20 protein-coding genes are annotated in these 23,964 nt (G+C 65.2%); 16 read left to right on the top strand and 4 right to left on the bottom strand.

Annotation, left to right across the window (positions count from 1 at the left end):
• Positions 1-50: 50 nt before the first annotated feature.
• The 7 genes from MTX23_RS33210 (at position 51) to phoB (ending at position 6,893) form a co-directional block, all read left to right on the top strand.
• Positions 51-1,355 carry an ATP-binding protein gene (locus MTX23_RS33210; protein ID WP_280974282.1) on the top strand — a complete coding sequence of 435 codons (1,305 nt, stop codon included), beginning with the start codon at positions 51-53 and terminating at the stop codon, positions 1,353-1,355.
• A gap of 133 nt (positions 1,356-1,488) precedes the next feature.
• Complete coding sequence (gene pstS, locus MTX23_RS33205) at positions 1,489-2,499, top strand: phosphate ABC transporter substrate-binding protein PstS (protein WP_280974281.1); 1,011 nt, start codon at positions 1,489-1,491, stop codon at positions 2,497-2,499.
• Between the two features lie 230 nt (positions 2,500-2,729).
• Positions 2,730-3,728 carry a phosphate ABC transporter permease subunit PstC gene (gene pstC, locus MTX23_RS33200; RefSeq protein WP_280974280.1) on the top strand — a complete coding sequence of 333 codons (999 nt, stop codon included), beginning with the start codon at positions 2,730-2,732 and terminating at the stop codon, positions 3,726-3,728.
• Between the two features lie 4 nt (positions 3,729-3,732).
• Positions 3,733-4,578, top strand: a complete 846-nt coding sequence (pstA, locus tag MTX23_RS33195; protein WP_280974279.1) for a phosphate ABC transporter permease PstA — start codon at positions 3,733-3,735, stop codon at positions 4,576-4,578.
• Entirely contained in the window at positions 4,575-5,393 is an 819-nt protein-coding gene (gene pstB, locus MTX23_RS33190) for a phosphate ABC transporter ATP-binding protein PstB (RefSeq protein ID WP_029079896.1), read from the top strand. The genes pstA and pstB overlap by 4 nt, the downstream gene beginning before the upstream one ends.
• 11 nt (positions 5,394-5,404) lie before the next feature.
• Positions 5,405-6,124, top strand: coding sequence for a phosphate signaling complex protein PhoU (phoU, locus tag MTX23_RS33185; protein WP_280974278.1), 720 nt, complete (start codon positions 5,405-5,407; stop codon positions 6,122-6,124).
• Between the two features lie 58 nt (positions 6,125-6,182).
• Positions 6,183-6,893, top strand: coding sequence for a phosphate regulon transcriptional regulator PhoB (gene phoB, locus MTX23_RS33180; RefSeq protein WP_280974277.1), 711 nt, complete (start codon positions 6,183-6,185; stop codon positions 6,891-6,893).
• A 98-nt stretch (positions 6,894-6,991) separates the two neighbouring features.
• Here the strand turns inward: phoB and MTX23_RS33175 are convergent, their stop codons facing one another.
• Positions 6,992-7,504 carry a GcrA family cell cycle regulator gene (locus tag MTX23_RS33175; RefSeq protein WP_280974276.1) on the bottom strand — a complete coding sequence of 171 codons (513 nt, stop codon included), beginning with the start codon at positions 7,502-7,504 and terminating at the stop codon, positions 6,992-6,994.
• Between the two features lie 484 nt (positions 7,505-7,988).
• On the opposite strand from MTX23_RS33175, the gene MTX23_RS33170 reads away from it, so the two are divergent.
• From MTX23_RS33170 to MTX23_RS33160, 3 genes are all read left to right on the top strand, one after another.
• Positions 7,989-9,197 (top strand): aspartate aminotransferase family protein, encoded by a 1,209-nt coding sequence (locus tag MTX23_RS33170; RefSeq protein WP_280974275.1) that lies wholly within the window; start codon positions 7,989-7,991, stop codon positions 9,195-9,197.
• On the top strand, positions 9,197-10,123 hold the full coding sequence (gene argF / locus MTX23_RS33165) for an ornithine carbamoyltransferase (protein ID WP_280974274.1): 927 nt from the start codon (positions 9,197-9,199) through the stop codon (positions 10,121-10,123). The genes MTX23_RS33170 and argF overlap by 1 nt, the downstream gene beginning before the upstream one ends.
• Before the next feature lie 150 nt (positions 10,124-10,273).
• Complete coding sequence (locus MTX23_RS33160) at positions 10,274-11,275, top strand: Hsp33 family molecular chaperone (RefSeq protein WP_280974273.1); 1,002 nt, start codon at positions 10,274-10,276, stop codon at positions 11,273-11,275.
• A gap of 134 nt (positions 11,276-11,409) precedes the next feature.
• On the opposite strand, the gene apaG is transcribed toward MTX23_RS33160, so the two are convergent.
• Positions 11,410-11,808, bottom strand: coding sequence for a Co2+/Mg2+ efflux protein ApaG (gene apaG / locus MTX23_RS33155; RefSeq protein WP_280974272.1), 399 nt, complete (start codon positions 11,806-11,808; stop codon positions 11,410-11,412).
• A gap of 313 nt (positions 11,809-12,121) precedes the next feature.
• Between apaG and MTX23_RS33150 the strand changes: the two genes are divergently transcribed.
• The 6 genes from MTX23_RS33150 (at position 12,122) to MTX23_RS33125 (ending at position 18,506) form a co-directional block, all read left to right on the top strand.
• Positions 12,122-13,348, top strand: coding sequence for an OpgC domain-containing protein (locus MTX23_RS33150; protein WP_280978305.1), 1,227 nt, complete (start codon positions 12,122-12,124; stop codon positions 13,346-13,348).
• A complete protein-coding gene (locus MTX23_RS33145) occupies positions 13,345-14,118 on the top strand; it encodes an SGNH/GDSL hydrolase family protein (RefSeq protein ID WP_280974271.1) in 774 nt (257 codons plus the stop codon). The genes MTX23_RS33150 and MTX23_RS33145 overlap by 4 nt, the downstream gene beginning before the upstream one ends.
• Positions 14,119-14,132: 14 nt before the next feature.
• On the top strand, positions 14,133-15,140 hold the full coding sequence (locus tag MTX23_RS33140; protein ID WP_280974270.1) for an SGNH/GDSL hydrolase family protein: 1,008 nt from the start codon (positions 14,133-14,135) through the stop codon (positions 15,138-15,140).
• Positions 15,141-15,412: 272 nt separating this feature from the next.
• On the top strand, positions 15,413-16,915 hold the full coding sequence (glpK, locus tag MTX23_RS33135; protein ID WP_280974269.1) for a glycerol kinase GlpK: 1,503 nt from the start codon (positions 15,413-15,415) through the stop codon (positions 16,913-16,915).
• A 170-nt stretch (positions 16,916-17,085) separates the two neighbouring features.
• Positions 17,086-17,679: a GNAT family N-acetyltransferase gene (locus tag MTX23_RS33130; RefSeq protein ID WP_280974268.1), complete on the top strand. Its 594-nt coding sequence runs from the start codon at positions 17,086-17,088 to the stop codon at positions 17,677-17,679.
• Between the two features lie 200 nt (positions 17,680-17,879).
• Entirely contained in the window at positions 17,880-18,506 is a 627-nt protein-coding gene (locus tag MTX23_RS33125; protein ID WP_280974267.1) for a glutathione S-transferase family protein, read from the top strand.
• Positions 18,507-19,213: 707 nt separating this feature from the next.
• Here MTX23_RS33125 and maiA read toward each other — a convergent pair.
• Both maiA and metH read right to left on the bottom strand, forming a co-directional pair.
• Positions 19,214-19,873 carry a maleylacetoacetate isomerase gene (gene maiA / locus MTX23_RS33120; RefSeq protein WP_280974266.1) on the bottom strand — a complete coding sequence of 220 codons (660 nt, stop codon included), beginning with the start codon at positions 19,871-19,873 and terminating at the stop codon, positions 19,214-19,216.
• A 222-nt stretch (positions 19,874-20,095) separates the two neighbouring features.
• Positions 20,096-23,962, bottom strand: a complete 3,867-nt coding sequence (gene metH / locus MTX23_RS33115; RefSeq protein WP_280974265.1) for a methionine synthase — start codon at positions 23,960-23,962, stop codon at positions 20,096-20,098.
• Positions 23,963-23,964 lie beyond the last annotated feature (2 nt).

The following is a 23,964-nucleotide window of genomic DNA, read 5'->3' as shown; positions in this document are numbered from 1 at the left end:
CTTGGCCTCGCCCGGGTGAGATCTGAACCGAAGGGAAGAAAGCCGCCGCGATGGCAATCGATGATTCGCCCTCCTCCATGTTTTCGCCGTGGCCGGACCGGCTGCGTCATGCCGCTATCATCCTGCTGGCCGCGGCACTTGCGCTGAGCGTGGTCGTGACGCTCGGCGAGCTGTCGCTGGTGCGGGCCTGCGCGGTGTTTATCTGCATCGCGGCGGCGGCCCTGGTGCCGTGGCGGCTGCACGATACCGCGACGTCGCGCGAGGATGTCCGCGGCGTCAACCCGGTCGAGGCCGCCGCCGTAAGCGCCGTTGTCGCCGGCATGCCGGACCCGGCCGTGCTGCTCGATCGCGCCGGCCGCGTCATCCACCTCAACGCCGCCGCTGCCCAGCTTGCGCCGGCGCTGCGCAAGAACGAGCTGGCGCAGTTTGCCTTGCGCTCGCCCGAGATCATCACCGCGCTGCGCGAGGCGATCGCGACCACCGAGCCGCGCCGCGCCACCTATACCGACCACGTGCCGGTCGATCGCTGGATGGAATTGGTCATCACGCCGGTTCCGGTGCCGACCCTGTTCGGCGGCACCGACAAGTGCATGCTGATGACCTTCCACGACCAGACGCCGCTGCGCCGGGTCGAGGAGATGCGCGCCGACTTCGTCGCCAATGCGAGCCATGAGCTGCGTACGCCGCTCGCCGCGCTCTCCGGCTTCATCGACACGTTGCAGGGGCCGGCGCGGGACGACGCGCGGGCGCGCGAGCGCTTCCTCGGCATCATGCATATCCAGGCCACCCGCATGGCGCGGCTGATCGACGATCTCCTGTCGCTGTCGCGGGTCGAGCTCTCGGCGCATGTCCAGCCTGAAGCCCTGATCGACATCGTGCCGATCATCCGCCAGGTGGTCGATGGGCTCGAGGCGCTGGCACGGGAGCGCCAGGTCGAGATCAACCTCGACCTGCCGCCGGTGCCGGTCACAATCGCCGGCGATCGGGAGGAGCTGCTGCGGCTGTTCGAGAACCTGATCGAGAACGCGCTCAAATACGGTGCCTCCGGCGGCCGCGTTATAGTGTCGCTGAGTCAGCCGGCGCCGGGCGAGGCGAATCCCGAAATCCGCGTCATGGTGCGGGATTTCGGTCCGGGCATCGCGCCGGAGCACCTGCCGCGGCTGACCGAGCGCTTCTACCGGGTAGACGTCGGCGACAGCCGCAACCAGGGCGGAACGGGCCTCGGATTATCGCTGGTGAAACATATTCTTAACCGTCATCGCGGGCGTCTTTTGATCGAAAGCGTGCCGAAAAACGGTGCGACTTTTACCGCCTGTTTTCCCCGCCCGAAGACCCCAATGCCGGCCCAAAGCTGAATGTTTTCAGACACTTAGTGCTGTCATCCAACTGTCATCTAACCTTCGTAAAAGCAGCATCGACCGCTCCTAGATGGACCGGCGTGAGCGCGATCGGGCGCATTCGGTGCTTCGCTCACCAAAGGAGATCAGCATGAATTTCATCAAGACAATCGTCGCTGCCGGCGTGTTGGCAGTGTCGACGCCCGCTTTCGCGGCAGACATCACCGGCGCGGGATCGACCTTCATTTTCCCCGTGCTCTCGAAGTGGGCTGACGCCTACAAGAAGGAATCCGGCAACGGCGTGAACTATCAGTCTATCGGTTCGGGCGCCGGCATCAAGCAGATCCAGGCCAAGACCGTGACGTTCGGCGCGACCGATGCTCCGCTGAAGGCCGACCAGCTCCAGAAGGACGGCCTGGCCCAGTGGCCGATGATCATGGGCGCGATCGTTCCGGTGGTGAACATCGATGGCGTCAAGCCGGGTGCCATCGTGCTCGACGGCCCGACCCTCGCCGAAATCTTCCTTGGCAAGATCACCAAGTGGGACGATGCCGCGATCAAGAAGCTGAACCCGAACGCCAAGCTGCCGTCGGAAGCGATCTCCGTCGTGCATCGTGCTGACGGTTCCGGCACCACCTTCAACTTCACCGACTACCTCTCGAAGGTCAGCGCCGACTGGAAGAGCAAGGTCGGTAGCGGCACGGCTGTCGAGTGGCCGGTCGGCGTCGGCGCCAAGGGCAACGAGGGTGTTGCGGCGAACGTCGGTCAGACCAAGAACTCGATCGGCTATGTCGAGTATGCCTACGCCAAGCAGAACAAGCTGACCTACACCGCTCTGGTCAACAAGGCCGGCAAGACCATCCAGCCGACCAACGAAGCGTTCCAGGCCGCGGCCTCGAATGCCGACTGGGCCAACGCTCCCGGCTACTACCTGATCCTCACCGACCAGCCCGGCGACAAGTCCTGGCCGATCGTCGCTTCGACCTTCGTGCTGATGCACAAGGAAGCGGCCGACAAGGCGGCGTCGCAGGAAGCCCTCAAGTTCTTCAAGTACGCCTTCGACAAGGGCAGCAAGATGGCTGAGGATCTCGACTACATCCCGATGCCGGACTCCGTCATCAAGATGATCGAGAAGACCTGGAATTCCGACATCAAGAGCTGAGCGCTCTCGTTGCGATAGCGAAACGTTCCCCTCTCCCTACCACGAAGGGAGAGGGGCGGCAGTTCTGGACTACCTCTTGTGAATTTGACGTTCCGGCCGCTCGCAGGCGTTCCCTCACGCTCCGCCGGGCTCGCCGAACGTCAGCCCGCCACCCGGATGGCAGGCCAAAAGGGCGCAAGTGAATGCTGCCCGTGAAACGTAAAAGCGGACAGGGGATTAGCGTGGTAGATATGGCCGTTCAAAGCGACACGAGCAACGTGATCGACGCTCTCGGACCCTACGACCGCGCCAAGGCGCTGAGTGCTTTCAAGGCGGGCGATCTCACATTCTACTGGATCACCCGGATCTCCGCGATCTCGGTGCTGCTGATCCTTGGCGGAATCATCATCTCGCTGATCGTCGGCGCCTGGCCGGCTATGCGCGAATTCGGCTTCGCGTTTCTGACGACCCAGCGCTGGGCGCCGTCGGCCGATCCGCCGGTGCTCGGCGCGCTCGGGCCGGTTTACGGCACCATGCTGACCTCGATCATTGCGATGCTGATCGCAATTCCGGTCGGGCTCGGCATTGCCGTGTTCCTGACCGAGTTGTGCCCGCAATGGCTGCGCCGCCCGATCGGCATCGCGATCGAGCTGCTCGCCGGCATCCCCTCGATCATCTACGGCATGTGGGGCTTCTTCGTGCTCGGCCCGTTCCTGGCCAACACGTTCCAGCCGTTCATGATCAGGGTCTTCGACGGCGTGCCGGTGCTCGGCAGCATCTTCGCCGGTCCGCCGTCCTATCTGAGCCTGTTCAACGCCTCGCTGATCCTCGCGATCATGGTGCTGCCGTTCATCACCGCGATCTCGGTCGACGTGTTCAAGACCGTGCCGGCGGTGCTGAAGGAAGCCGCCTACGGCATGGGCTGCACCACCTGGGAGGTCGTCCGCAGCGTCGTGATCCCCTACACCAGGGTCGGCGTGATCGGTGGCATCATGCTGGCACTCGGGCGCGCGCTCGGCGAAACCATGGCGGTGACCTTCATCATCGGCAACTCGTTCCGTATCTCCTCGTCGATCTTCGCGCCGGGCACCACGATCTCGGCGGCGATCGCCTCCGAATTCGCCGAGAGCGACGGCCTGCACCAGTCCGGCCTGATCCTGCTCGGCCTGCTCCTGTTCGTGCTGACCTTCTTCGTGCTGGCCGGAGCGCGGCTAATGCTGCTGCGGCTGGAAAAGAAAGCGGGGAAGTGACGCCATGAACCCGATCTACAAATCACGCCGCCGCAGTGACATCGTCGTCCGCGCCTTGTGCATCGGCGCCGCGCTGTTCGGCGTCACCTGGCTGGCGCTGATCCTGTTCACGCTGCTCTACAACGGCGTCGCGGGCCTGAGCGTGCAGCTCTTCACCCAGAACACGCCGCCACCGGGCTCGACCGAGGGCGGCCTGCTCAACGCCATCGTCGGCTCGATCATCATGACGGTGATCGGGGTCGGCATCGGCGCGCCGCTCGGCCTGTTCGCCGGCACCTACCTTGCCGAATACGGCCGGCATGACAAGCTCACCTCGGTGATCCGCTTCATCAACGACATCCTGCTCAGCGCGCCCTCGATCATCATCGGCCTGTTCATCTATGGCGCCGTGGTGGTGCCGATGCGCGGCTTCTCGGCGATCGCCGGCGCGCTGGCGCTCGCCGTGATCGTGATCCCGGTCGTGCTGCGCACCACCGAGGACATGCTGCTGCTGGTGCCCAACCCGCTGCGTGAGGCGGCCTCCGCGCTCGGCCTGCCGCGCTCGTTGGTGATCAAGCGAATCGCCTATCGTGCCGCCCGATCGGGTCTGATCACCGGCGTGCTGCTGGCGACCGCCCGCGTCGCCGGCGAAACCGCACCGCTGCTGTTCACCGCGCTGTCGAACCAGTTCTTCAACCTGAGCCTGACCAGCACGATGGCCAACCTGCCGGTGACCATCAACAACTTCGTGCAAAGCCCCTACGCCTACTGGAAGGAGTTGGCGTGGAGCGGTGCATTGCTCATCACCATCACCGTGCTCGCGCTCAACATTGGCGCGCGTATCCTTGGTGCCGAAAGGGCCGCAAAATGACCGAGCTTTCCGTTTCGACGACTGTCGCGAGCCACGTTCCCCAGGTGCCGCTTCCGGAGGCACCGCCGAAAGTCACGGTGCGCAACCTCAACTTCTATTACGGCGAGCACCACGCGCTGAAGAACATCAACCTGACGCTGGGCACCAACCGCGTCACGGCGTTCATCGGTCCGTCGGGCTGCGGCAAGTCGACCCTGCTGCGCATCTTCAACCGGATGTATGATCTCTATCCGGGCCAGCGTGCCGTCGGCCAGTTGATGCTGGACCAGACCAACATCCTCGACCCCAAGCTCGACCTCAACCTGTTGCGCGCGCGGGTCGGCATGGTGTTCCAGAAACCGACGCCGTTCCCGATGACGATCTACGAGAACATCGCCTTCGGCATCCGTCTCTACGAGAAGATCTCGAAGTCCGAGATGGACGACCGCGTCGAGAAGGCGCTGCGCGGCGGCGCGCTGTGGAATGAGGTCAAGGACAAGCTGAACGCCTCGGGCCTCTCGCTCTCGGGCGGGCAGCAGCAGCGCCTCTGCATCGCCCGCACCGTCGCGGTGCGGCCCGAGGTGATCCTGTTCGACGAGCCGTGCTCGGCCCTCGACCCGATCTCGACCGCCAAGGTCGAGGAGTTGATCCAGGAATTGTCCGAGGACTACACGATCGCGATCGTCACCCACAACATGCAGCAGGCGGCGCGCGTGTCCGACAAGACCGCCTTCATGTATCTTGGTGAACTGATCGAGTTCGACGACACCAACAAGATCTTCACCTCGCCGAGCGATCGACGCACCCAGGACTACATCACCGGCCGGTTCGGCTGAGGAGACACGCGATGGCTTCTGAACATACCGCCAAGGCATTCGACAGCGATCTGCAGGAACTCACGCGCCTGGTCGCCGAGATGGGCGGCCTCGTCGAGCGCATGATCACCGAATCCGTCGACGCGCTGATCCGCCGCGACGTCGCGCTCGGCAAGCGTGTCGTCGCCGCCGACGTCGAGATCGACGGTCTGCAGCACGTCATCGAGGAGCGCGCGGTGCTGACGATCGCGCGCCGCCAGCCGATGGCGATCGACCTGCGCGAGATCGTCGGCGCGATGCGGGTGGCCACGGATCTCGAGCGGATCGGCGACCTCGCCAAGAACATGGGCAAGCGCGTCGCGGCGCTGGAGAGCGATTTCCAGCCGCTGAAGCTGATCCGCGGCCTCGAGCACATGACCGACCTCGTGCTGTCGCAGGTGAAGTCGGTGCTCGACGCCTACGCCGCGCACGACCTGCCGGCCGCGATGGCCGTCTGGAAGGGCGACGAGGAGGTCGACGCGATCTGCACCTCGCTGTTCCGCGAACTGCTCACCTACATGATGGAGGACCCGCGCAACATCTCGTTCTGCATCCATCTGATGTTCTGTGCCAAGAACATCGAGCGGATCGGCGACCACGCCACCAATATCGCCGAAACCGTGTTCTACATGATCGAAGGCCAGCAGATCACCGACAAGCGCCCGAAGGGTGATATGACCACCTTTGCCACCACAGTGCCGGGCAACGGCTAGCTGAGGTGCTTGGTTCGCGTCCGGGCAACGGATCAACACAGAGAAAGAACATAGACCGATGAGCGCACGCATTCTGGTAGTCGAAGACGAGGAAGCGCTGACGACGTTGCTGCGCTACAACCTCGACGCGGAAGGCTACGACGTCGAAACGGTCGGGCGCGGCGACGATGCCGACACAAGGCTGAAGGAGCGTGTTCCCGATCTCGTGGTGCTTGACTGGATGCTGCCGGGCCTGTCCGGCATCGAGTTGTGCCGCCGCTTGCGCGCGCGGCCCGAGACCAAGCAGCTCCCGATCATCATGCTGACTGCGCGCGGCGAGGAGAGCGAGCGGGTCCGCGGCCTCGCCACCGGCGCCGACGATTACATCGTCAAGCCGTTCTCGGTGCCGGAGCTGCTGGCGCGCGTGAAGGGCCTGTTGCGCCGCGCGAGCCCCGAGCGGCTCGCGACTGTGCTGACCTATGGCGACATCGAACTCGACCGCGAGAAGCGCCGCGTGGCGCGCTCGGGCCGTCCGATCGATCTCGGGCCGACCGAGTATCGCCTGCTTGAGTTCTTCCTCGAGCATCCCGGCCGCGTGTTCAGCCGCGAGCAGCTGCTCGACAGCGTCTGGGGCCGCGACATCTATATCGACGAGCGGACCGTCGACGTGCATATCGGCCGGCTGCGCAAGCTGCTCAATCCCGGCCGCGAGCAGGATCCGATCCGCACCGTGCGCGGCGCCGGCTATGCGCTGGACGACCGCTTCGCCAAGGCCGAGCCGCAGCATTAAGCGTGAGTGTCGTCGCGGCGCCTGCCGGGACACATCACCAGGCTCTGCAGGCATAAAAAATCCCCGCTTGCGCGGGGATTTCGTTTCATGAGCTGTGTTTACCGTGTCGGCGGTTTGTTGGCCGGGCGGCGCCGATCGGCGGCCGGCTGGTAGGCGACACGCGAGTGATGCGCGCAATAGGGCAGGCCGGTGAGTGCCTTGCCGCCGCAGAAGAAGAATTCGGGGCTCGAGGGGTCGCCGACCGGCCAATGGCACGTGGCCTCGTTCAGCTCGAGCAGGGACAGCCGCTGGCTCATCGGAACCACATTGTCATAGGCGACCGGATCCGGCTCCAGCTCGACCTCGAAGGCGTGCGCGAGCGCCGTGTTGCCACGCGAGACCGGGCGTGCCACCCGCATCATGTGTTGGGCGGGACGGGCCTTGCGCTGCCGCGGGGCCGCGGTGGAGGGGGCCTTGGCACGGCCGGACAGGCCAAGCCGATGCACTTTGCCGATCACGGCGTTTCGCGTCACATTGCCGAGTTCCGCCGCAATTTGGCTGGCCGACAGGCCCGCCTCCCAGAGCTTCTTCAGCTGCTCGACGCGATCATCGGACCAGGTCAATACCGTCATCGCATTCTTCCCTTCGCCTTGCGCCGGCCAGTCATTGGAGCGGCGCTGCGAGCCAAATCTGACAAATATCCCTGCGGGCAGAATCCCTTAGCCCTCGCCGGACGCGGTTTTGCGCCCGAACGTGTACGCAGAACGAAAGCTACTTAGAGGGTCCAGTACTGCCGCACGAGATGTCGTATCCGACAGGCCAAACGCTACAATATGGCGTGACTCTGGCGCAAGAGTCCGCGGCAGCGCGTCCACATGTTCCCACACTTATGCATTGCAAAGAGGCTTTTCCACCTCACCGGAATGCACCGGATCGCGCGCGTTTCGCATTGCAGGAAGGCCACTTCGTGGCGATTGACAGCGACTGCCCGCAGCATACAATGTTTGCCACGTGCCGCCCGAAAAGGCGGCACGTTTTGTTTTCCGAAGCTGGCCGTTGCTGCGCTGGCGTCAAGGCACGCGGCAATTGTCGGCCTCAAACCCGTCAGTGATTGCCATGACCAATAGCGCCACGTCGCATCTGCTCCCCGTCTTCGCCAGGGTCGATCTCGGCTTCGAACGCGGCGAGGGCGCCTGGCTCGTCGCAACCAACGGCGATCGCTATCTCGATTTCACGTCAGGTGTCGCGGTCAACGCGCTCGGGCACGCGCATCCGCATCTGGTCAAGGCGCTGCAGGAACAGGCGACCAAGCTCTGGCACATGTCGAACCTGTTCAAGAGCCCGGACGGCGAGGTGCTCGCCGCACGGCTCTGCGAACAGAGCTTTGCCGACTACGTGTTCTTCTGCAATTCCGGCGCAGAAGCGATGGAAGGCGTGATCAAGCTGGTCCGCCACTATCACTTCTCCAAGGGCCATGCCGAGCGGTACCGCATCACCACCTTCGAGGGCGCGTTCCACGGCCGCACGCTCGGAACACTCGCCGCCACCGGTTCCGCCAAATATCTCGAGGGCTTCGGTCCGCCGATGGATGGATTCGACCAGGTTCCGCATGGCGACATCGAGGCGGTGAAGAAGGCGATCGGGCCGCACACTGCCGGCATCCTGATCGAGCCGGTGCAGGGCGAGGGCGGCGTGCGCTCGGCGCCGCAAGCCTTCTTCAAGGCGTTGCGTCAGCTCTGCGACGAGCACGGCCTGTTGCTTGCGTTCGACGAGGTGCAGACCGGCATGGGCCGCACCGGCGAACTGTTCGCTTACAAGCGCCTCGGCGTCACGCCCGACGTGATGTCGCTTGCGAAGGCGCTCGGCGGCGGCTTCCCGATCGGCGCTGTGCTGGCGAGCGCGAAGGCCGCGGCCGGCATGGCGCCGGGCTCGCACGGCTCGACCTTCGGCGGCAATCCGCTGGCAGTGGCGGCCGCCAATGCCGTGCTCGACGTCATGCTCAAACCCGGCTTTTTCGATCACGTGCAGAAGATGTCGCTGCTGCTCAAGCAGAAGCTCGCCTCGGTCGTCGATCGCTATCCCGGCGTGATCTCCGACGTGCGCGGCGAAGGCCTGTTGATCGGCGTCAAGGCCGTGGTGCCCTCGGGCGATCTCGTCACCGCGCTGCGTGAGCAGAAGCTGCTCACCGTTGGCGCCGGCGACAATGTCGTGCGGTTCCTGGCGCCGCTGATCGTCACCGAGGCCGAAATCGACCATGCGGTCGGAAGTCTCGAGCGCGCGTGTGCCGCGCTGACGGCTGCACAGCCGAAGAAGGCGGCGGGATGATGAGCAAGCCTGTCCGCCACTTCCTCGACATCAACGAGCTGCCGCTCGCCGAGCTGCGCAACATGCTCTCGGCCGGCGCCGCCATGAAGGCGAAGCTGAAGGCCCACGAGAAGGGCAAGAAGCCGCTCGAAGGCAAGACGCTGGCAATGATCTTCGAGCGCCCGTCGACCCGCACACGGGTATCGTTCGACGTCGGCATGCGCCAGCTCGGCGGTGAATCGATCATGCTGACCGGCGCCGAGATGCAGCTCGGCCGCGGCGAGACCATCGCCGACACCGCGCGCGTGCTGTCGCGCTATGTCGATGCGATCATGATCCGCATCCTCAACCACGATGCGCTGCTGGAGCTTGCAGCGCACGCCACCGTTCCCGTGATCAACGGGCTGACGCGTCGCTCGCATCCGTGCCAGGTGATGGCCGACCTGATGACCTTCGAGGAAAATCGCGGGTCGATCGAGGGCAAGACGGTGGCCTGGACCGGCGACGACAACAACGTGCTGGCCTCCTGGGCGCACGCCGCCGAGCGCTTCAAGTTCAATCTCAACGTCGCGACCCCGCCGGAGCTCGCGCCGAAGAAAGCGATGCGCGACTGGATCAAGACCACCGGCGCGTCGATCGTGCTCGGCACCGATCCGGAAGCCGCGGTCCGCGGCGCCGATTGCGTCGTCACCGACACCTGGGTGTCGATGGGCGACAAGGAGGGCGAGCACCGCCACAACGTGCTCAGGCCCTACCAGGTCAATGAAAAGCTGATGTCGCTGGCCAAGCCCGACGCGTTGTTCATGCACTGCCTGCCCGCGCATCGCGGCGAGGAGGTCACCGACGAGGTGATCGATGGCCCGCAGTCCGTCGTGTTCGACGAGGCGGAAAATCGCCTGCATGCGCAGAAGGGCATTCTGGCCTGGTGTTTTAACGCGGTCGCATAGCGCGCATTTAATGCTGTCGTCCCGGCCTCGCGCCGGGACCAGTAACCGCTGCTGTGAGTTGTCGCGAAAACTTGAGCTCGAGAGGCTTGGGCTCAAGCTTCGCGCGTGAACCCCTTTCGTTTAGCGGTCCGAGACCCCAGATAGAGCGCCATGGTTCCACAATCCCCCGACACCAAAATCGCTGCCGAGGCGCCGACCCGCGCGCCATCGGCCATTCCGGTTGACGACGCGGTGCTGGCCTTCGAGGTCGACGCGCTGGACCTGCGCGGACGGCTGACCCGGCTCGGTCCCGCGCTCGACGAGATCCTGCACAAGCACGATTACCCGCCGCCGGTGGGCAAGCTGCTGGGCGAGGCCATCGTGCTGACGACGCTGCTCGGCTCATCCGTCAAGTTCGAGGGCCGCTTCATCCTGCAGACCCGGACCGACGGTCCGGTCTCGCTGCTGATCGTCGATTTCCGGGCACCCGACCGGCTGCGCGCCTATGCGCGCTATGACGCCTCCCGCCTCAAGCCGGGCCTCACCTCGGGTGAGCTGCTCGGCAAGGGCCATCTCGCGATGACCATCGACCAGGGGTCGAACACGAGCCGCTATCAGGGGCTGGTCGCGCTGGAGGGCGGCAGCCTGGAAGACGCGGCGCACGAGTATTTCCTGCGCTCCGAGCAGATTCCGACCCGGGTCCGCCTTGCGGTCGGCGAAGAAATGCGCGGCGGCGAGGGCGGCAAGCTGCACTGGCGCGCCGGCGGCATCATGCTGCAGTTCCTGCCGAAGGCGGCGGAACGCGCCAAGCAGGCCGATCTGCATCCCGGCGACGCGCCGGAGGGTACCGAGGCGCACAGCGTGCCTGAGGACGACGCCTGGGTCGAAGGACAGTCGCTGATCTCGACCGTCGAGGACGTCGAACTGATCGATCCCGATCTCTCCGGCGAGCGGCTGCTCTACCGCCTGTTTCACGAACGCGGCGTCCGCGTCTTCACCCCGCAACGGCTGCACGCGGAGTGCTCCTGCTCGCGCGACGCGGTGTCCGCGATGCTCAAGAGCTTCACGCCGAAGGATCGCGCCGACATGGTCAAGGACGGCAAGGTGGTTGTAACCTGCGAGTTCTGCTCGTCGGTCTACGAATTCACGCCGGACGAAGCCGGGGTGGAGTAAGGCGCGGTCGTCGCCACAACGAGCGCGTCATCACCCGCGAAAGCGGGTGACCCAGTATTCCAGAGACGTTTGTAAACGATGGATAGGCGGCGGCGTACTGGATGCCCCGCATGCGCGGAGCACGACACCACGGGCTAATTCAGTACGCGCTTGCCGTCTGGGCTCGGGCTGTCAAGCGAAAAGGTCGGCACGTCGATCTCGAAGCGCTCGCCGCTCTCGCTGACCATCAGGTAGCTGCCGGTCATGAAGCCGGAGGCGGTCGGCAGCGGCACGCCCGAGGTGTATTCGAAGCGCTCGCCGGGGGCGAGCACCGGCTGCTCGCCGACCACGCCCTCGCCGCGGACCTCCTGGCGGCGGCCGGTGGCGTCGGTGATGATCCAGTGCCGCGTGCGCAGCTGGACAGTCTCCGGGCCCGAATTGGTGATCACGATCGTGTAGGACCAGAAATATTCGCGCCGCTCAACCGACGAGCGTTCCGGCATGAAGTTCGGCTCGACGGTGACTTCGATCTGGCGGGTTACGGCGCGGTACATGCAGCAAATTCCGATGGCCTTGGAGCATGATCCGGAAAGCCTTGTCGCGGTTTTCCGGATAAGATCATGCTGAAACAGGGAGCCATCATATCGAATTGAGCCGCCGGAACCAATCGGTCGCCGGGGCGGCGAAAAGCCGGGCCGGTAGGCGCCGGTCCATCCCGGTTTCAACATAGTTCCGTTCTAGAGCGCGGCGGCATGCCGCCGGCGCCAGCGCTTTGTCCGCAAGTCGCGGGCCGATATTATCTTTTCTAGATGGTGTGCGAGTGTCCCACAGCCGACAGGGTGCTTGATGAGCTCGATTGCCGATCCCATGGCCAGTTCGCCCGCGGCTGATGTCACGGTGGCAAAGGCCAAGGCGGTCGCGCCGGCGATCACGCTGCCGGCGGCAGGCGAGCGCGAGCTGCGGCTCGACCTGTTCCGCGGGCTCGCGCTGTGGCTGATCTTCATCGATCATCTGCCGACCAATCTTCTGACCTGGCTCACCATCCGCAACTACGGATTCTCCGACGCCACCGAGATCTTCATCTTCATCTCCGGCTACACCGCGGCCTTCGTCTACGGCCGCGCGATGCTGGAGGCGGGCTTCGTGATCGCAACCGCGCGGGTGCTGCGCCGGGTCTGGCAGATCTATGTCGCGCACGTCTTCCTGTTCACGATCTTCCTCGCCGAGATCTCCTACGTCGCGACCTCGTTCGAGAACCCGCTCTATACCGAAGAGATGGGGATCATGGACTTCCTCAAGCAGCCCGACGTCACCATCGTCCAGGCGCTGCTGCTGCGCTTCCGCCCCGTCAACATGGACGTGCTGCCGCTCTACATCGTGCTGATGCTGTTCCTGCCGCTGATCCTGTGGCTGATGAAATGGACGCCCGATGTCACGCTGGGCCTGTCGGTGCTGCTCTACGCGCTGACCTGGCAGTTCGATCTTTACCTCTCGGCCTATCCGAACGGCGTCTGGGCGTTCAATCCGTTCGCCTGGCAATTGCTGTTCGTGTTCGGCGCCTGGTGCGCGCTCGGCGGCGCGCGACGGATGTCGCGCATCCTGGCGTCGCCGATCACGATGTGGATCTGCATTGCCTATCTGGTCGCGGCGTTTTTCGTGACGCTGACCTGGTACGTGCCGCAGCTCGGTCACGTCATGCCGAAGATCATTGAGCAGTGGATGTATCCGATCAACAAGACGGACCTGGACGTGCTGCGTTTCGCGCACTTCCTGGCGCTCGCCGCGCTGACCGTGCGCTTCCTGCCGCGCGATTGGCCGGGGCTGAGGTCGCCCTGGCTGCGACCTTTGATCCTGTGCGGCCAGCATTCTCTTGAGACATTCTGCCTCGGTGTCTTCCTCGCCTTTGCCGGTCATTTCGTGCTCGCCGAGGTGTCGGGCGGTGCCGCACTGCACGCCTTGATCAGCGTCTGCGGCATCCTCATCATGTGGGGCATGGCGTGGATCATTTCGTGGTACAAGCATTCCGCCGACAAAGGCGCCTCGCGAACGAAGGGCGCCGGCGGCAACGCTGATCTGGCGGGAGGGGGAGCATGAAATCCGCGCGGACGACGCTGGGTCTGGCGGTGCTGGCCGCGTGTCTTGCGGCCGCCCCGGCGCGGGCCGGTGACGCCGCCGCGGCCGAACCGCCGCAGCAGCCTTGCGAGGTCCCGGCCTATCTGTTGGCGACCGAGAGCTCGCTGCCGAAGGTCACCGACGCCGTCAAGGGCGGGCGCCCGCTGGAGGTGCTCGTGGTCGGCAGCCGCTCCTCCACCATCCCCGCCAACGAGCCGAGCGCCTACCCGGCCCAGTTGCAGGCGGCGCTGAAGGAGGCATTGCCGACGGCGACGATCAATCTATCCGTAGAATTACAGGCAAAACGCACGGCCGAGGAGACCGGAGGAGCCCTCGTTAATCTTGTTGAGGCAAAAAAGCCGACTTTGGTGATCTGGCAGACCGGAACCGTGGATGCTATGCGAGCGGTCGATCCCGATGATTTCCGCGGCGCTGTCGACGACGGAGTTGTTGCGTTGCGGAACGCTGGGGTCGACGTGGTTTTGGTCAATCTGCAATACAGCCCGCGTACGGAGACGATGATCTCTGCGCCGCCATATCTCGACAATATGCGTGTGGTGGCACAGCAGCACGATGTCCCGCTGTTCGACCGGTTCGCGATCATGAAGCAGTGGAGCGATGCGGGATATTTTGACCTGTTCAGCACCTCGCACGGTGTCGATCTCGCCAAGCGCGTGCATGGCTGTCTCGGCCGCGCGCTGTCGAAATTCGTGATCGACGCTGCCCATCTCGGCTCGGTGCAGCAGAATTGAAGGATCTGGAGTTAATGAGTTTTGCCGTCCCTTTTTGCCCGACCGCATGGCGGAGCGTGTCCGCCATTGCCGCGCTCCTGCTGCTGATGCCTGCCGCGATCGCACCGCTTCATGCGCAAACCGCGCAGGCCGACCAGCATGCAGCGCTGTCGCCGGGCGGAAAAGCCGACGGCGCGAAGCCTGATGCGGCTGCGGCGACGACGGCCGCTCCGGCGAGCCCCACCGACCAGCGCAGCGCGGCCGCCGCGGCGATCGACAAGGTCAAGCAGGCTGCGAAATCCGCCAGCGACATCTTCCGCCGCGTGCCCTGCCTGCAGCCCAAGGGCGTGCCGAACACGACCGGCTCGCTGCCGCATGTCGCCGCCAAGCTCGCCGAGGGCCGGCCCGTCGTCATCGTCGCGTTCGGATCGTCCTCGACCCAGGGCTACGGCTCGTCGGCGCCGGAATTCACCTATCCCAACCGGCTCGCCGCACAATTGCGCCGGCACTATCCGTCCGCCGACATCACCGTGCTCAATCGCGGCATCGGTGGCGAGGATGCGCCGGAGATGATGAAGCGGCTGCAGACCCAGGTGATCGACGTGCACCCGGATCTTGTGATCTGGCAGGTCGGCACCAATGCGGTGCTGCGCAACCTCGATCAGCACGCGACCGGCAAGCAGATCGAGGACGGCGTGGCGCGCATCCAGGCCGCGGGCGCCGACGTGGTGCTGGTCGATCCGCAATATTCGCCGCGCGTTACCGAGCGGCCCGAAAGCGCGCGCGGCATGGTGAAGCTGCTCAGCCGCATCGCTGCGCTGCGTCACGTCGGCATCTTCCCGCGCTTCGAGGTGATGCGCGACTGGCACGAGCAGCAGGCGATCCCGATCAACGATTTCGTCATCTCCGACGGCCTGCACATGAACGACTGGGGCTACGCCTGCTTCGCACAGCTGCTCGGCGACGACATCATCCGCTCGGTCGGCCAGATCAAGCTCGGCGTCAATGTCCCCTCCGATGTGCGGGCGTATCGGCCGATGTGATCTGGGTGACCGCGCAGGAGGTGCATTCCCTCTCCCGCTTGCGGGGGAGGGTTGGGGTGGAGATCTCTCCGCGATGGGAATAGGCTTCGTGGGGCGAGAGCCCCCACCCGGATCGCATCTGTCGATGCGACCTCCCCCGCAAGCGGGAGAGGTCGCCGCGAGTCTGCCGCCGGACCGCTCCAACCTAACGTTCCACCCAAGCTTGACGTTGCCGCGGTAATCCGCTCCTTTGGCCCGATAAATCACCTTCGGGATGCCTTAAGGAAACGCTCATGTCTTTCGTGCTGGCCATCGATCAGGGCACCACCTCGTCGCGCGCGATGGTGTTCCGCAGCGACATCTCCATCGCCGCGGCCGCGCAGCAGGAATTCCCGCAGCATTTCCCCGCCTCGGGCTGGGTCGAGCACGAGCCGGAGGATATCTGGACCTCGACCGTGATGGTGTGCCGCGAGGCGCTGGAGAAGGCCGGGTTGAAGGCGAAGGATATCGCCGCGATCGGCATCACCAACCAGCGCGAGACCACCGTGGTGTGGGACCGCGCCACCGGGCAGGCCGTGCACCGCGCCATCGTCTGGCAGGACCGCCGCACCGCCGACATCTGCGCCGCGCTCAAGGCCGAGGGCCACGAGCCCGCGATCTCCGCCAAGACCGGCCTGATCATCGATCCCTATTTCTCCGGCACCAAGGTCGCATGGATCCTCGATCATGTGCCGGGCGCGCGCGAGCGTGCCGAGCGCGGCGAGCTGTTGTTCGGCACCGTCGACTGCTACCTGCTGTGGCGGCTCACCGGCGGCAAGGTGCACGCCACCGACGCCACCAACGCCTCGCGCACGCTGCTGTTCAACATCCACACCGGCGAATGGGATGACGATCTCATCAAGCTGCTGCGCGTGCCGCGCTCGATGCTCCCGGAGGTGAAGGATTCCTCCGCCCGCTTCGGCGAGAGCAGCGCCGATCTGTTCGGCGGCCCGATCGCGATCTCCGGCATCGCCGGCGACCAGCAGGCCGCGACCATCGGCCAGGCCTGCTTCGAGCCGGGCATGATGAAATCGACCTACGGCACCGGCTGCTTCGCGCTGCTCAACACGGGCGCGACGCCGGTCGTCTCGAAGAACAAGCTGCTCACCACCATCGCCTATCAGCTCGGGGGCATGCGCACTTATGCCCTCGAGGGCTCGATCTTCGTTGCCGGATCCGCCGTGCAGTGGCTGCGCGACGGGCTTGGCATCATCAAGCATGCGGCCGAGACCGGCCCGCTCGCCGACAAGTCCGATTCCATGCAGAGCGTCTATCTGGTGCCGGCTTTCGTCGGCATGGGCGCGCCGTACTGGAATCCGCGCGTGCGCGGCGCGCTGTTCGGCTTGACCCGCAACACCGGCCCGGCCGAGCTTGCGCATGCGACGCTGGAGAGTGTCTGCTACCAGACCTTCGATCTGTGGGCCGCGATGCGTACCGACTGGCCGGAGGCCAACGCCGCCAACACCGTGCTGCGCGTCGACGGCGGCATGACGGCATCCGACTGGACCATGCAGCGCCTCGCCGATCTGCTCAACGCGCCGGTCGATCGCCCGATGATCCAGGAGACCACGGCGCTGGGTGCCGCCTATCTCGCCGGACTCAGCGCCGACGTCTATCCGGAGCCCGCGAAATTCGCCGACAACTGGCGGCTCGAGCACCGCTTCAAGCCGGCGATGAGCCAGGCCACGCGCGAGCGCAAGCTCGCCGGCTGGGCCCGCGCCGTAAAGGGCGTGCTGGCAAGCGACGAGGGGGAATAGGGGTGAACTAGTTTGATCCGGTCGGGACGGCAGACTCGCTGGACCTCTCCCGCGAGCGGGAGAGGGCACCTTTCCTTCCGGTTCGAGCCGGTTACTCGCGTACTGATCTACTTCGCCTGCATCTCCTGCAGATCGAGCATCGCCTGCAACGTGAAAACAGAGGTCGCGTGATGCTGCTGCCCGATGGCTACTCGGATGTCCCCGCCGGCAAGATCGCCGCGGTGGTCACCCATCTCGAGATGATCGCGCGTCCACCGCAGCGCAACAACCCGTCCGGTGCATGGCGCCTGCGCCGGGTCGAGCGGCCCGCGCTCGACTGGTACCGCGATCTCTATCGCCGCGTCGGCGAGGAATGGCTGTGGTTCTCCCGCACACGGCTGAGTGACGCGGAGCTCGCCGCACTCATCCATGCGCCCGGCGTCGAGGTCTACGCGCTGGTCGCCGAGGGTCGCGACGAAGGCCTGCTCGAACTGGATTTCCGCGAGCCCGGCGATTGCGAGCTCGTCTTCTTCGGCGTCAGCTCAAACCTGATCGGCAGCGGCGCCGGCCGCTATCTGATGAACCGCGCGCTCGAGCTTGCCTGGAGGAACGACGTCGGGCGCGTCTGGGTGCACACCTGCACCTTCGATCACCCGTCCGCACTCGCCTTCTACCAGCGCTCCGGCTTTCGTCCGTTTCGGCGGCAGATCGAAGTGGCTGATGATCCGCGGCTCGACGGGACTGCACCGCGCGATGCGGCGAAGCATGTGCCGATGATAGGGTAAATGGATAGGCCAGCTCCGCGTGCGTCCCTCGTGCAAGCTCCAGCGCGACCCACGACCAAAGATCATGATCTTGTTGCAACGCGGCGCAGCCCATCTAGGATGGTGCAAAGCGCAACCTTTGACCTCGGCGCGGCCGTCTCTCTTCGAAATGCCCGGCTTTCGAAGCATGGTCCGCTGCGGCATGACCGACGAGATGACACATGTTCCTGATCGGCCAATACGACTCGCCCTTCGTTCGCCGCACGGCGATCGCGCTCAGGCTCTATGGCTTCAACTTCCAGCACAAGCCGTGGTCGACCTTCGGCGATGCCGAGCTGATCGCACCCTACAACCCGCTGCGCCGGGTGCCGACGCTGGTGCTCGACGACGGCGAGGCGCTGATCGATTCGGCCGCGATCCTCGATTATCTCGACGAGACCGTCGGGCCCGAGCGTGCCATGCTGCCGCCGAGGGGGCAGGAGCGGCGCCACCAGCTCCGCATCTGCGCGATCGCCACCGGGCTCGGCGACAAGTCGGTGAGCCTCGTCTATGAGAGCGTGCTGCGCGAGGAGCGGCTCAAGCTCTGGGTCGATCGTTGCGAGGCGCAGATCACGGGCGCGCTCGATGCGCTGGAGAAGGAGCGCAGCACGATCACGACGCCCTATCTGTTCGGCGAGCGCATCGGGCATTCCGACATCGCACTGGCCTGCGCGCTGCGCTTCACCGGCGAAGCGCATCCGCATCTGTTCGACCATCGCTACCAAGCGCTGAAGGCCCACGCTGAACGCTGCGAGGCGCTGCCGGTGTTCAAGGAGATCGTGCAGCCGCTGGCGCCACCGAAGGGGTAGGCGTTCCGGCAAGGGGTGCGACAAATCACCCCGACGGGCAAATTTCCGCTTCGCGTTTGACCCAACTCAGGTGTTGAATCCGCGCGTCTCACCCGATCGAGGGGCGGATCGCGATCGTCACGAACGCGGCGTGAGATGCGGTGGACGCGGATTGCGCAACTGACGAGTGCGCATGAGGCGGACGGTGAAGTCGTGTGGTCTCGACGCCCCAGTGGCAGGTGTCTCCTCGCAAGATGCAAAGCGCGTCTTCGCGAAGACGGTGACAAAAAAGCCAAGTCTCGCCGGGGAGAGCACGAAGTAAGCCGTAACCCATCGCGCAGGGAAAGCCGGAGTGTTTTCCGATTTCACCTGTGGTCCTACCTCCCGTGCTTTCCATTTGCACGGGACCCATGGGTGCGATCGGCACCCGGCTTTCCCTGCGCCCTCTGATCAAGGAGAGGGTGAAACGAGATGCAGAACTCGGGCGATTCACGTCGCGAGACTGCGAACCCATATCCCTCAATCGTCATGCCCCGCGCATGCGGGGCTCCAGTACACCGCGTCTCGGCTCAAACACCGACGTCGCTGGAATACTGGATCACCCGCATTCGCGGGTGATGACAGTGCGACAGGCTGTTTGACAATTGAACGCGTCCTCCAGGTCGTCTCGGTTATCACCGGGACGAATCGAGAGAGACCTCGGCGCGATCGACGGCTTCGATTGCGTACTACTTCGCGCGCATCGCCTCCGGCGTGTCGGGCTGCGCCGAGGGGTGCGCCTTGGCAAAGGCGGGCAGCGCCATCGCGGTCTCGTGGATGCGTTTCACGGTCGGCCAGGGCGCGAGGTTGATCTGCTGGTTGATTGCCGCGGTGACATGGCTGACCAGGCAGATGTCGGCGAGACCAGGTGCATCGCCGTGGCAGAACTGACCGGTCGCCTTGGCGCCGGCGAGGTGGCCTTCGAGCGCGACCAGCGTCTCGACCGTCCAGTGCCGCCGCCAGGCGTTCTGCTGGTTGTCGCGCAGATCGAGCTCGCGGTCGAGATAGCGCCGCACCCGCGGCGTCAGCAGCGGATGGCCCTCGCAGGCGACCATCAGCGCCAGCGCGCGCACCCGCGCCCGGCCGAGCGTGTCGGCCGGCAGCAGCGGCGGGGTCGGATAGGTCTCGTCGAGATAGTCGATGATCGCGAGCGACTGCACCAGCACGGTGCCGTCATCGGTGACCAGCGCCGGCAGCGCCATCTGCGGATTGATCTTGCGATAGGCATCAGTGCGGTGCGCATCCGCATCGATGTCGACCAGGATCACCTCGGCCGGCACCTGTTTCAGGTTGAGCGCGATCCGCACCCGAAAGCTCGCCAGCGACCGCCAGAAGGAGAAGAATTGCATGGGCAGCTTACTCCGCTCGTCATGCGCGGACTTGATCCGCGTATCCATCGACGTCAGCGAGAAGATTGTTGGAAGATGGATCGCCGGGTCAAGCCCGGCGATGACAAGTGTCAGGGCAATCGTAACCCGGATGAAGCGCAAGCGAAATCCGGGATCGGCGACCGTTCAATCGCAGCTACCCCGGATTGCGCTTCGCTGCATCCGGGCTACGGCGCCGAAGAGCTACCCCACGCCCACTTTCTTCTTCCGCCAGGCGAGATGAACGGCGCAGGTGCAGCCCTGCGGGTGCGAGGCGAGGTCCGCTTCGGTAACGTCGTTGGCTGGCGTGGCCGCCGGCGCGATCGCGGGCTCCTTCGCGCCATCCTGCGACGGGATGTAGTTCAGGATCGGCGCCAGCCAGCGCTCGATCTCTGCAGGCGTCATGTCCTTGCGCGCGGCGTAATCCTCGACCTGGTCGCGCTCGATCTTGCCGACGCCGAAATAGAAGCTCGCAGGGTTCGAGAAGTAGAGCCCCGAGACCGAGGAGCCCGGCCACATCGCAAAGCTCTCGGTGAGCTTCACGCCGGCGGTGTTCTCGGCATCGAGCAGCGCAAACAGCGTCCGCTTCTCGGTATGGTCGGGCTGCGCCGGATAGCCCGGCGCGGGACGGATGCCGTCGTACTTCTCGAGGATCAGATCCTCCGACGACCAGGCCTCGTCAGGCGCATAGCCCCAGAACTCCTTGCGCACGCGCTGGTGCATGCGCTCGGCAAAGGCCTCGGCCAACCGGTCGGCCAGCGCCTTGCACAGGATCGAGGAATAGTCGTCATTGGCGTTCTTGAAGCGGTCGGCGACAGCATCTTCGCCGATGCCGGCGGTGACGACGAAACCGCCGATATAGTCCGCCACGCCCGACTCCTTCGGCGCGATGAAATCCGACAGCGCGGCGTTGAAGCGGCCCTCGCGCTTCTCGAGCTGCTGGCGCAGCGTATGGAAGGTCGCGATCTTCTCGCTTCGCGTCTCGTCGGCATAGACTTCGATGTCGTCGCCGACCGTGTTGGCCGGCCAGAAGCCGATCGTGGCGCGGGCGGTGAACCACTTCTCCTTGATGATCGTGTCGAGCATCTTGCGCGCGTCGTCATAGAGCGAGCGGGCAACCTCGCCGATCTTGGGATCGTCGAGGATCGCCGGGAAGCGGCCGGCCAGTTCCCAGGTCTGGAAGAATGGTGTCCAGTCGATGAATTCCGCGAGCTCGGCGAGGTCGTAGGCGTCAAAGCTCTTCAGGCCGAAGAACGCCGGCTGCTTCGGCGGCGCGGCGGCGAAGTCGATCGCGACCTTGTTGGCACGGGCGTCAGCGAGCTTCAGCCGCTTCTTGTCGGCCTGAGCGCGGAAATGCGCCGCCGAGATCTTGGCGTATTCGGCGCGCACCTCGGCGGCATAGGCCTGCTTCTTCTCGGGCGACAGCAGCGAGGAGGCGACCCCGACCGCGCGGCTCGCGTCATTGACGTGCACCACCGGCCCGCCCGGATAGTTCGGGTCGATCTTCACGGCGGTATGCACCCGGCTGGTGGTGGCGCCGCCGATCAGAAGCGGCAGCTTCAGGCCCTGCCGCTCCAGTTCGCCGGCGAGGAAGCTCATCTCGTCGAGCGAGGGCGTGATCAGGCCGGACAGGCCGATGATGTCGGCGCCTTCGGCCTTCGCGGTCTCGATGATCTTGTTGGCGGGCACCATCACGCCAAGGTCGATGACCTCGAAATTGTTGCACTGGAGCACGATGCCGACGATGTTCTTGCCGATGTCGTGGACGTCGCCCTTGACGGTCGCGAGCACGATCTTGCCGGCGGCGCTGCGGCCATCGCCGGTCACGCCGTTGGCGAGGTTGCGCGCCTTCTCCTCCTCCATGAACGGCATCAGATAGGCGACCGCCTGCTTCATCACGCGTGCCGACTTCACCACCTGCGGCAGGAACATCTTGCCGTCGCCGAAGAGATCGCCGACCACGTTCATGCCGGCCATCAGCGGCCCCTCGATGACATCGAGCGGGCGGGCGGCATTCTGCCGGGCGGCCTCGGTATCTTCCTCGATAAATTCGGTGATGCCGTGCACCAGCGCATGGCTCAGCCGCTTCTCGACCGGCCATTCGCGCCAGGCGAGGTCGGCCTCCTTGGCCTGCTTCTCCTTGCCGCGGAATTTCTCGGCGAGCGCCAGCAGCCGCTCGGAGGCGCTCGCGTCGCGATTGAGGATCACGTCCTCGCACACCTGGCGCAGCTCGGGGTCGATGTCGTCATAGACGATCATCTGTCCGGCATTGACGATGCCCATGTCCATGCCGGCGTGAATCGCGTGATACAGGAACACCGAGTGCATCGCCTCGCGCACCGGCTCGTTGCCGCGGAACGAGAACGACAGATTGGAGACGCCGCCCGAGATGTGGGCGCCCGGCAGGTTCTTCCGGATCCAGCGCGTCGCCTCGATGAAGTCGACGCCGTAATTGTTGTGCTCCTCGAGGCCGGTCGCGATCGCGAAGATGTTCGGATCGAAAATGATGTCCTCTGGCGGGAAGTCGAGCCTGTTGACCAGGATGTCGTAGGCGCGCTTGCAGATCTCGATCTTGCGCGTGAAGGTGTCGGCCTGTCCGGTCTCGTCGAACGCCATCACCACCACAGCCGCGCCGTGGCGCCTCGCGACTGTCGCCTCGTGGATGAATTTCTCCTCGCCTTCCTTCAGCGAGATCGAGTTCACAATCGGCTTGCCCTGGATGCATTTCAGGCCGGCCTCGATGACGTGGAATTTCGAGGAGTCGACCATCACGGGCACCCGTGCGATGTCGGGCTCGGCGGCGACGAGGTTGAGGAACGTCACCATCGCCGCTTCCGAATCGAGCAGGCCCTCGTCCATGTTGACGTCGATCACCTGGGCGCCGTTCTCGACCTGGTCGCGGGCGACCTGAAGGGCTGCGGTGTAATCGCCGGCGGTGATCAGCTTGCGGAAGCGCGCCGAGCCGGTGACATTGGTGCGCTCGCCGACGTTCACGAAGGGGATCGCATCGGTCAGCGTGAACGGCTCGAGGCCGGACAACCGCAGCCGCGGTGCGATCTCGGGTACCACGCGCGGCTTGTGCGGGGCAACGGCCCTGGCGATCGCGGCGATATGGTCGGGGGTGGTGCCGCAGCAGCCGCCGACGATGTTCACGAGGCCGTCGCGCGCGAACTCGCCGATCAGCCGCGCCATGTAGTCCGGCGTCTCGTCATACTGGCCGAACTCGTTGGGCAGGCCGGCGTTCGGATAGGCACAAACGAGCGTGTCGGCAACGCGGCCGATATCCGCGATGTGACTACGCAGATCCTCCGCGCCCAGGGCGCAGTTGAAGCCGATAGTGATCGGCCTGGCGTGCCGCACCGAATGCCAGAACGCCTCCGGCAACTGGCCGGAGAGCAGGCGGCCGGACTTGTCGGTGATGGTGCCGGAGATCATCACGGGCACGTCGATGCCGCGCTCCTCGATGATCTCGGCGATCGCGTAGAGCGCGGCCTTGGCGTTCAGCGTGTCGAAGATAGTCTCGACCAGCAGCATATCGGCGCCGCCGTCGAGCAAACCGCGCGCCTGCTCGCCATAAGCCTTGCGCAAATCGTCGAAGGTCACCGCGCGGTAGCCGGGGTTCGACACGTCGGGCGAGATCGAGGCGGTGCGGTTGGTCGGGCCCAGCGCGCCGGCCACGAAGCGCTGCCTGCCGTCTTCGGCCGAGACACGCTCGGCGGCGGCGCGCGCCAGCTTCGCGCCCTCGCGGTTCAGCTCATAGGCGAGGTCCGACATGTCGTAGTCGGCCTGCGCGATCGAGGTCGAGGAGAAGGTGTTGGTCGCGACGATGTCGGCGCCGGCGCGCAAATAGGCGGCGTGGATGTCCTCGATCGCCTTCGGCTGCGTGAGGATCAAAACGTCGTTGTTGCCCTTGATATCGCGATGGAAGTCCTTGAAGCGCTCGCCGCGGAAGGCGGCTTCATCGAACTGCAGGCCCTGGATCATGGTGCCCATGGCGCCGTCGAGCACCAGGATGCGCTCGCGGGCAGCCGCGAGCAGGGCGGTACGCTTCGGAGAAACAGGCACTGTCATGG

Origin of the sequence: Bradyrhizobium sp. ISRA436 (genome assembly GCF_029910015.1) — a bacterium.
Classification (GTDB): Bacteria; Pseudomonadota; Alphaproteobacteria; order Rhizobiales; family Xanthobacteraceae; genus Bradyrhizobium.
This window is presented reverse-complemented; position numbering and strand designations above follow the sequence as displayed.

What these genes read in the sequence shown, in the direction of transcription:
- MTX23_RS33210 (WP_280974282.1), top strand. Translation starts at nt 51, where the DNA reads ATGGCAATCGATGATTCGCCCTCCTCCATGTTTTCGCCGTGGCCGGAC.
- pstS (WP_280974281.1), top strand. Translation starts at nt 1,489, where the DNA reads ATGAATTTCATCAAGACAATCGTCGCTGCCGGCGTGTTGGCAGTGTCG.
- pstC (WP_280974280.1), top strand. Translation starts at nt 2,730, where the DNA reads ATGGCCGTTCAAAGCGACACGAGCAACGTGATCGACGCTCTCGGACCC.
- pstA (WP_280974279.1), top strand. Translation starts at nt 3,733, where the DNA reads ATGAACCCGATCTACAAATCACGCCGCCGCAGTGACATCGTCGTCCGC.
- pstB (WP_029079896.1), top strand. Translation starts at nt 4,575, where the DNA reads ATGACCGAGCTTTCCGTTTCGACGACTGTCGCGAGCCACGTTCCCCAG.
- phoU (WP_280974278.1), top strand. Translation starts at nt 5,405, where the DNA reads ATGGCTTCTGAACATACCGCCAAGGCATTCGACAGCGATCTGCAGGAA.
- phoB (WP_280974277.1), top strand. Translation starts at nt 6,183, where the DNA reads ATGAGCGCACGCATTCTGGTAGTCGAAGACGAGGAAGCGCTGACGACG.
- MTX23_RS33175 (WP_280974276.1), bottom strand. Translation starts at nt 7,504, where the DNA reads ATGACGGTATTGACCTGGTCCGATGATCGCGTCGAGCAGCTGAAGAAG.
- MTX23_RS33170 (WP_280974275.1), top strand. Translation starts at nt 7,989, where the DNA reads ATGACCAATAGCGCCACGTCGCATCTGCTCCCCGTCTTCGCCAGGGTC.
- argF (WP_280974274.1), top strand. Translation starts at nt 9,197, where the DNA reads ATGAGCAAGCCTGTCCGCCACTTCCTCGACATCAACGAGCTGCCGCTC.
- MTX23_RS33160 (WP_280974273.1), top strand. Translation starts at nt 10,274, where the DNA reads ATGGTTCCACAATCCCCCGACACCAAAATCGCTGCCGAGGCGCCGACC.
- apaG (WP_280974272.1), bottom strand. Translation starts at nt 11,808, where the DNA reads ATGTACCGCGCCGTAACCCGCCAGATCGAAGTCACCGTCGAGCCGAAC.
- MTX23_RS33150 (WP_280978305.1), top strand. Translation starts at nt 12,122, where the DNA reads ATGGCCAGTTCGCCCGCGGCTGATGTCACGGTGGCAAAGGCCAAGGCG.
- MTX23_RS33145 (WP_280974271.1), top strand. Translation starts at nt 13,345, where the DNA reads ATGAAATCCGCGCGGACGACGCTGGGTCTGGCGGTGCTGGCCGCGTGT.
- MTX23_RS33140 (WP_280974270.1), top strand. Translation starts at nt 14,133, where the DNA reads ATGAGTTTTGCCGTCCCTTTTTGCCCGACCGCATGGCGGAGCGTGTCC.
- glpK (WP_280974269.1), top strand. Translation starts at nt 15,413, where the DNA reads ATGTCTTTCGTGCTGGCCATCGATCAGGGCACCACCTCGTCGCGCGCG.
- MTX23_RS33130 (WP_280974268.1), top strand. Translation starts at nt 17,086, where the DNA reads ATGCTGCTGCCCGATGGCTACTCGGATGTCCCCGCCGGCAAGATCGCC.
- MTX23_RS33125 (WP_280974267.1), top strand. Translation starts at nt 17,880, where the DNA reads ATGTTCCTGATCGGCCAATACGACTCGCCCTTCGTTCGCCGCACGGCG.
- maiA (WP_280974266.1), bottom strand. Translation starts at nt 19,873, where the DNA reads ATGCAATTCTTCTCCTTCTGGCGGTCGCTGGCGAGCTTTCGGGTGCGG.
- metH (WP_280974265.1), bottom strand. Translation starts at nt 23,962, where the DNA reads ATGACAGTGCCTGTTTCTCCGAAGCGTACCGCCCTGCTCGCGGCTGCC.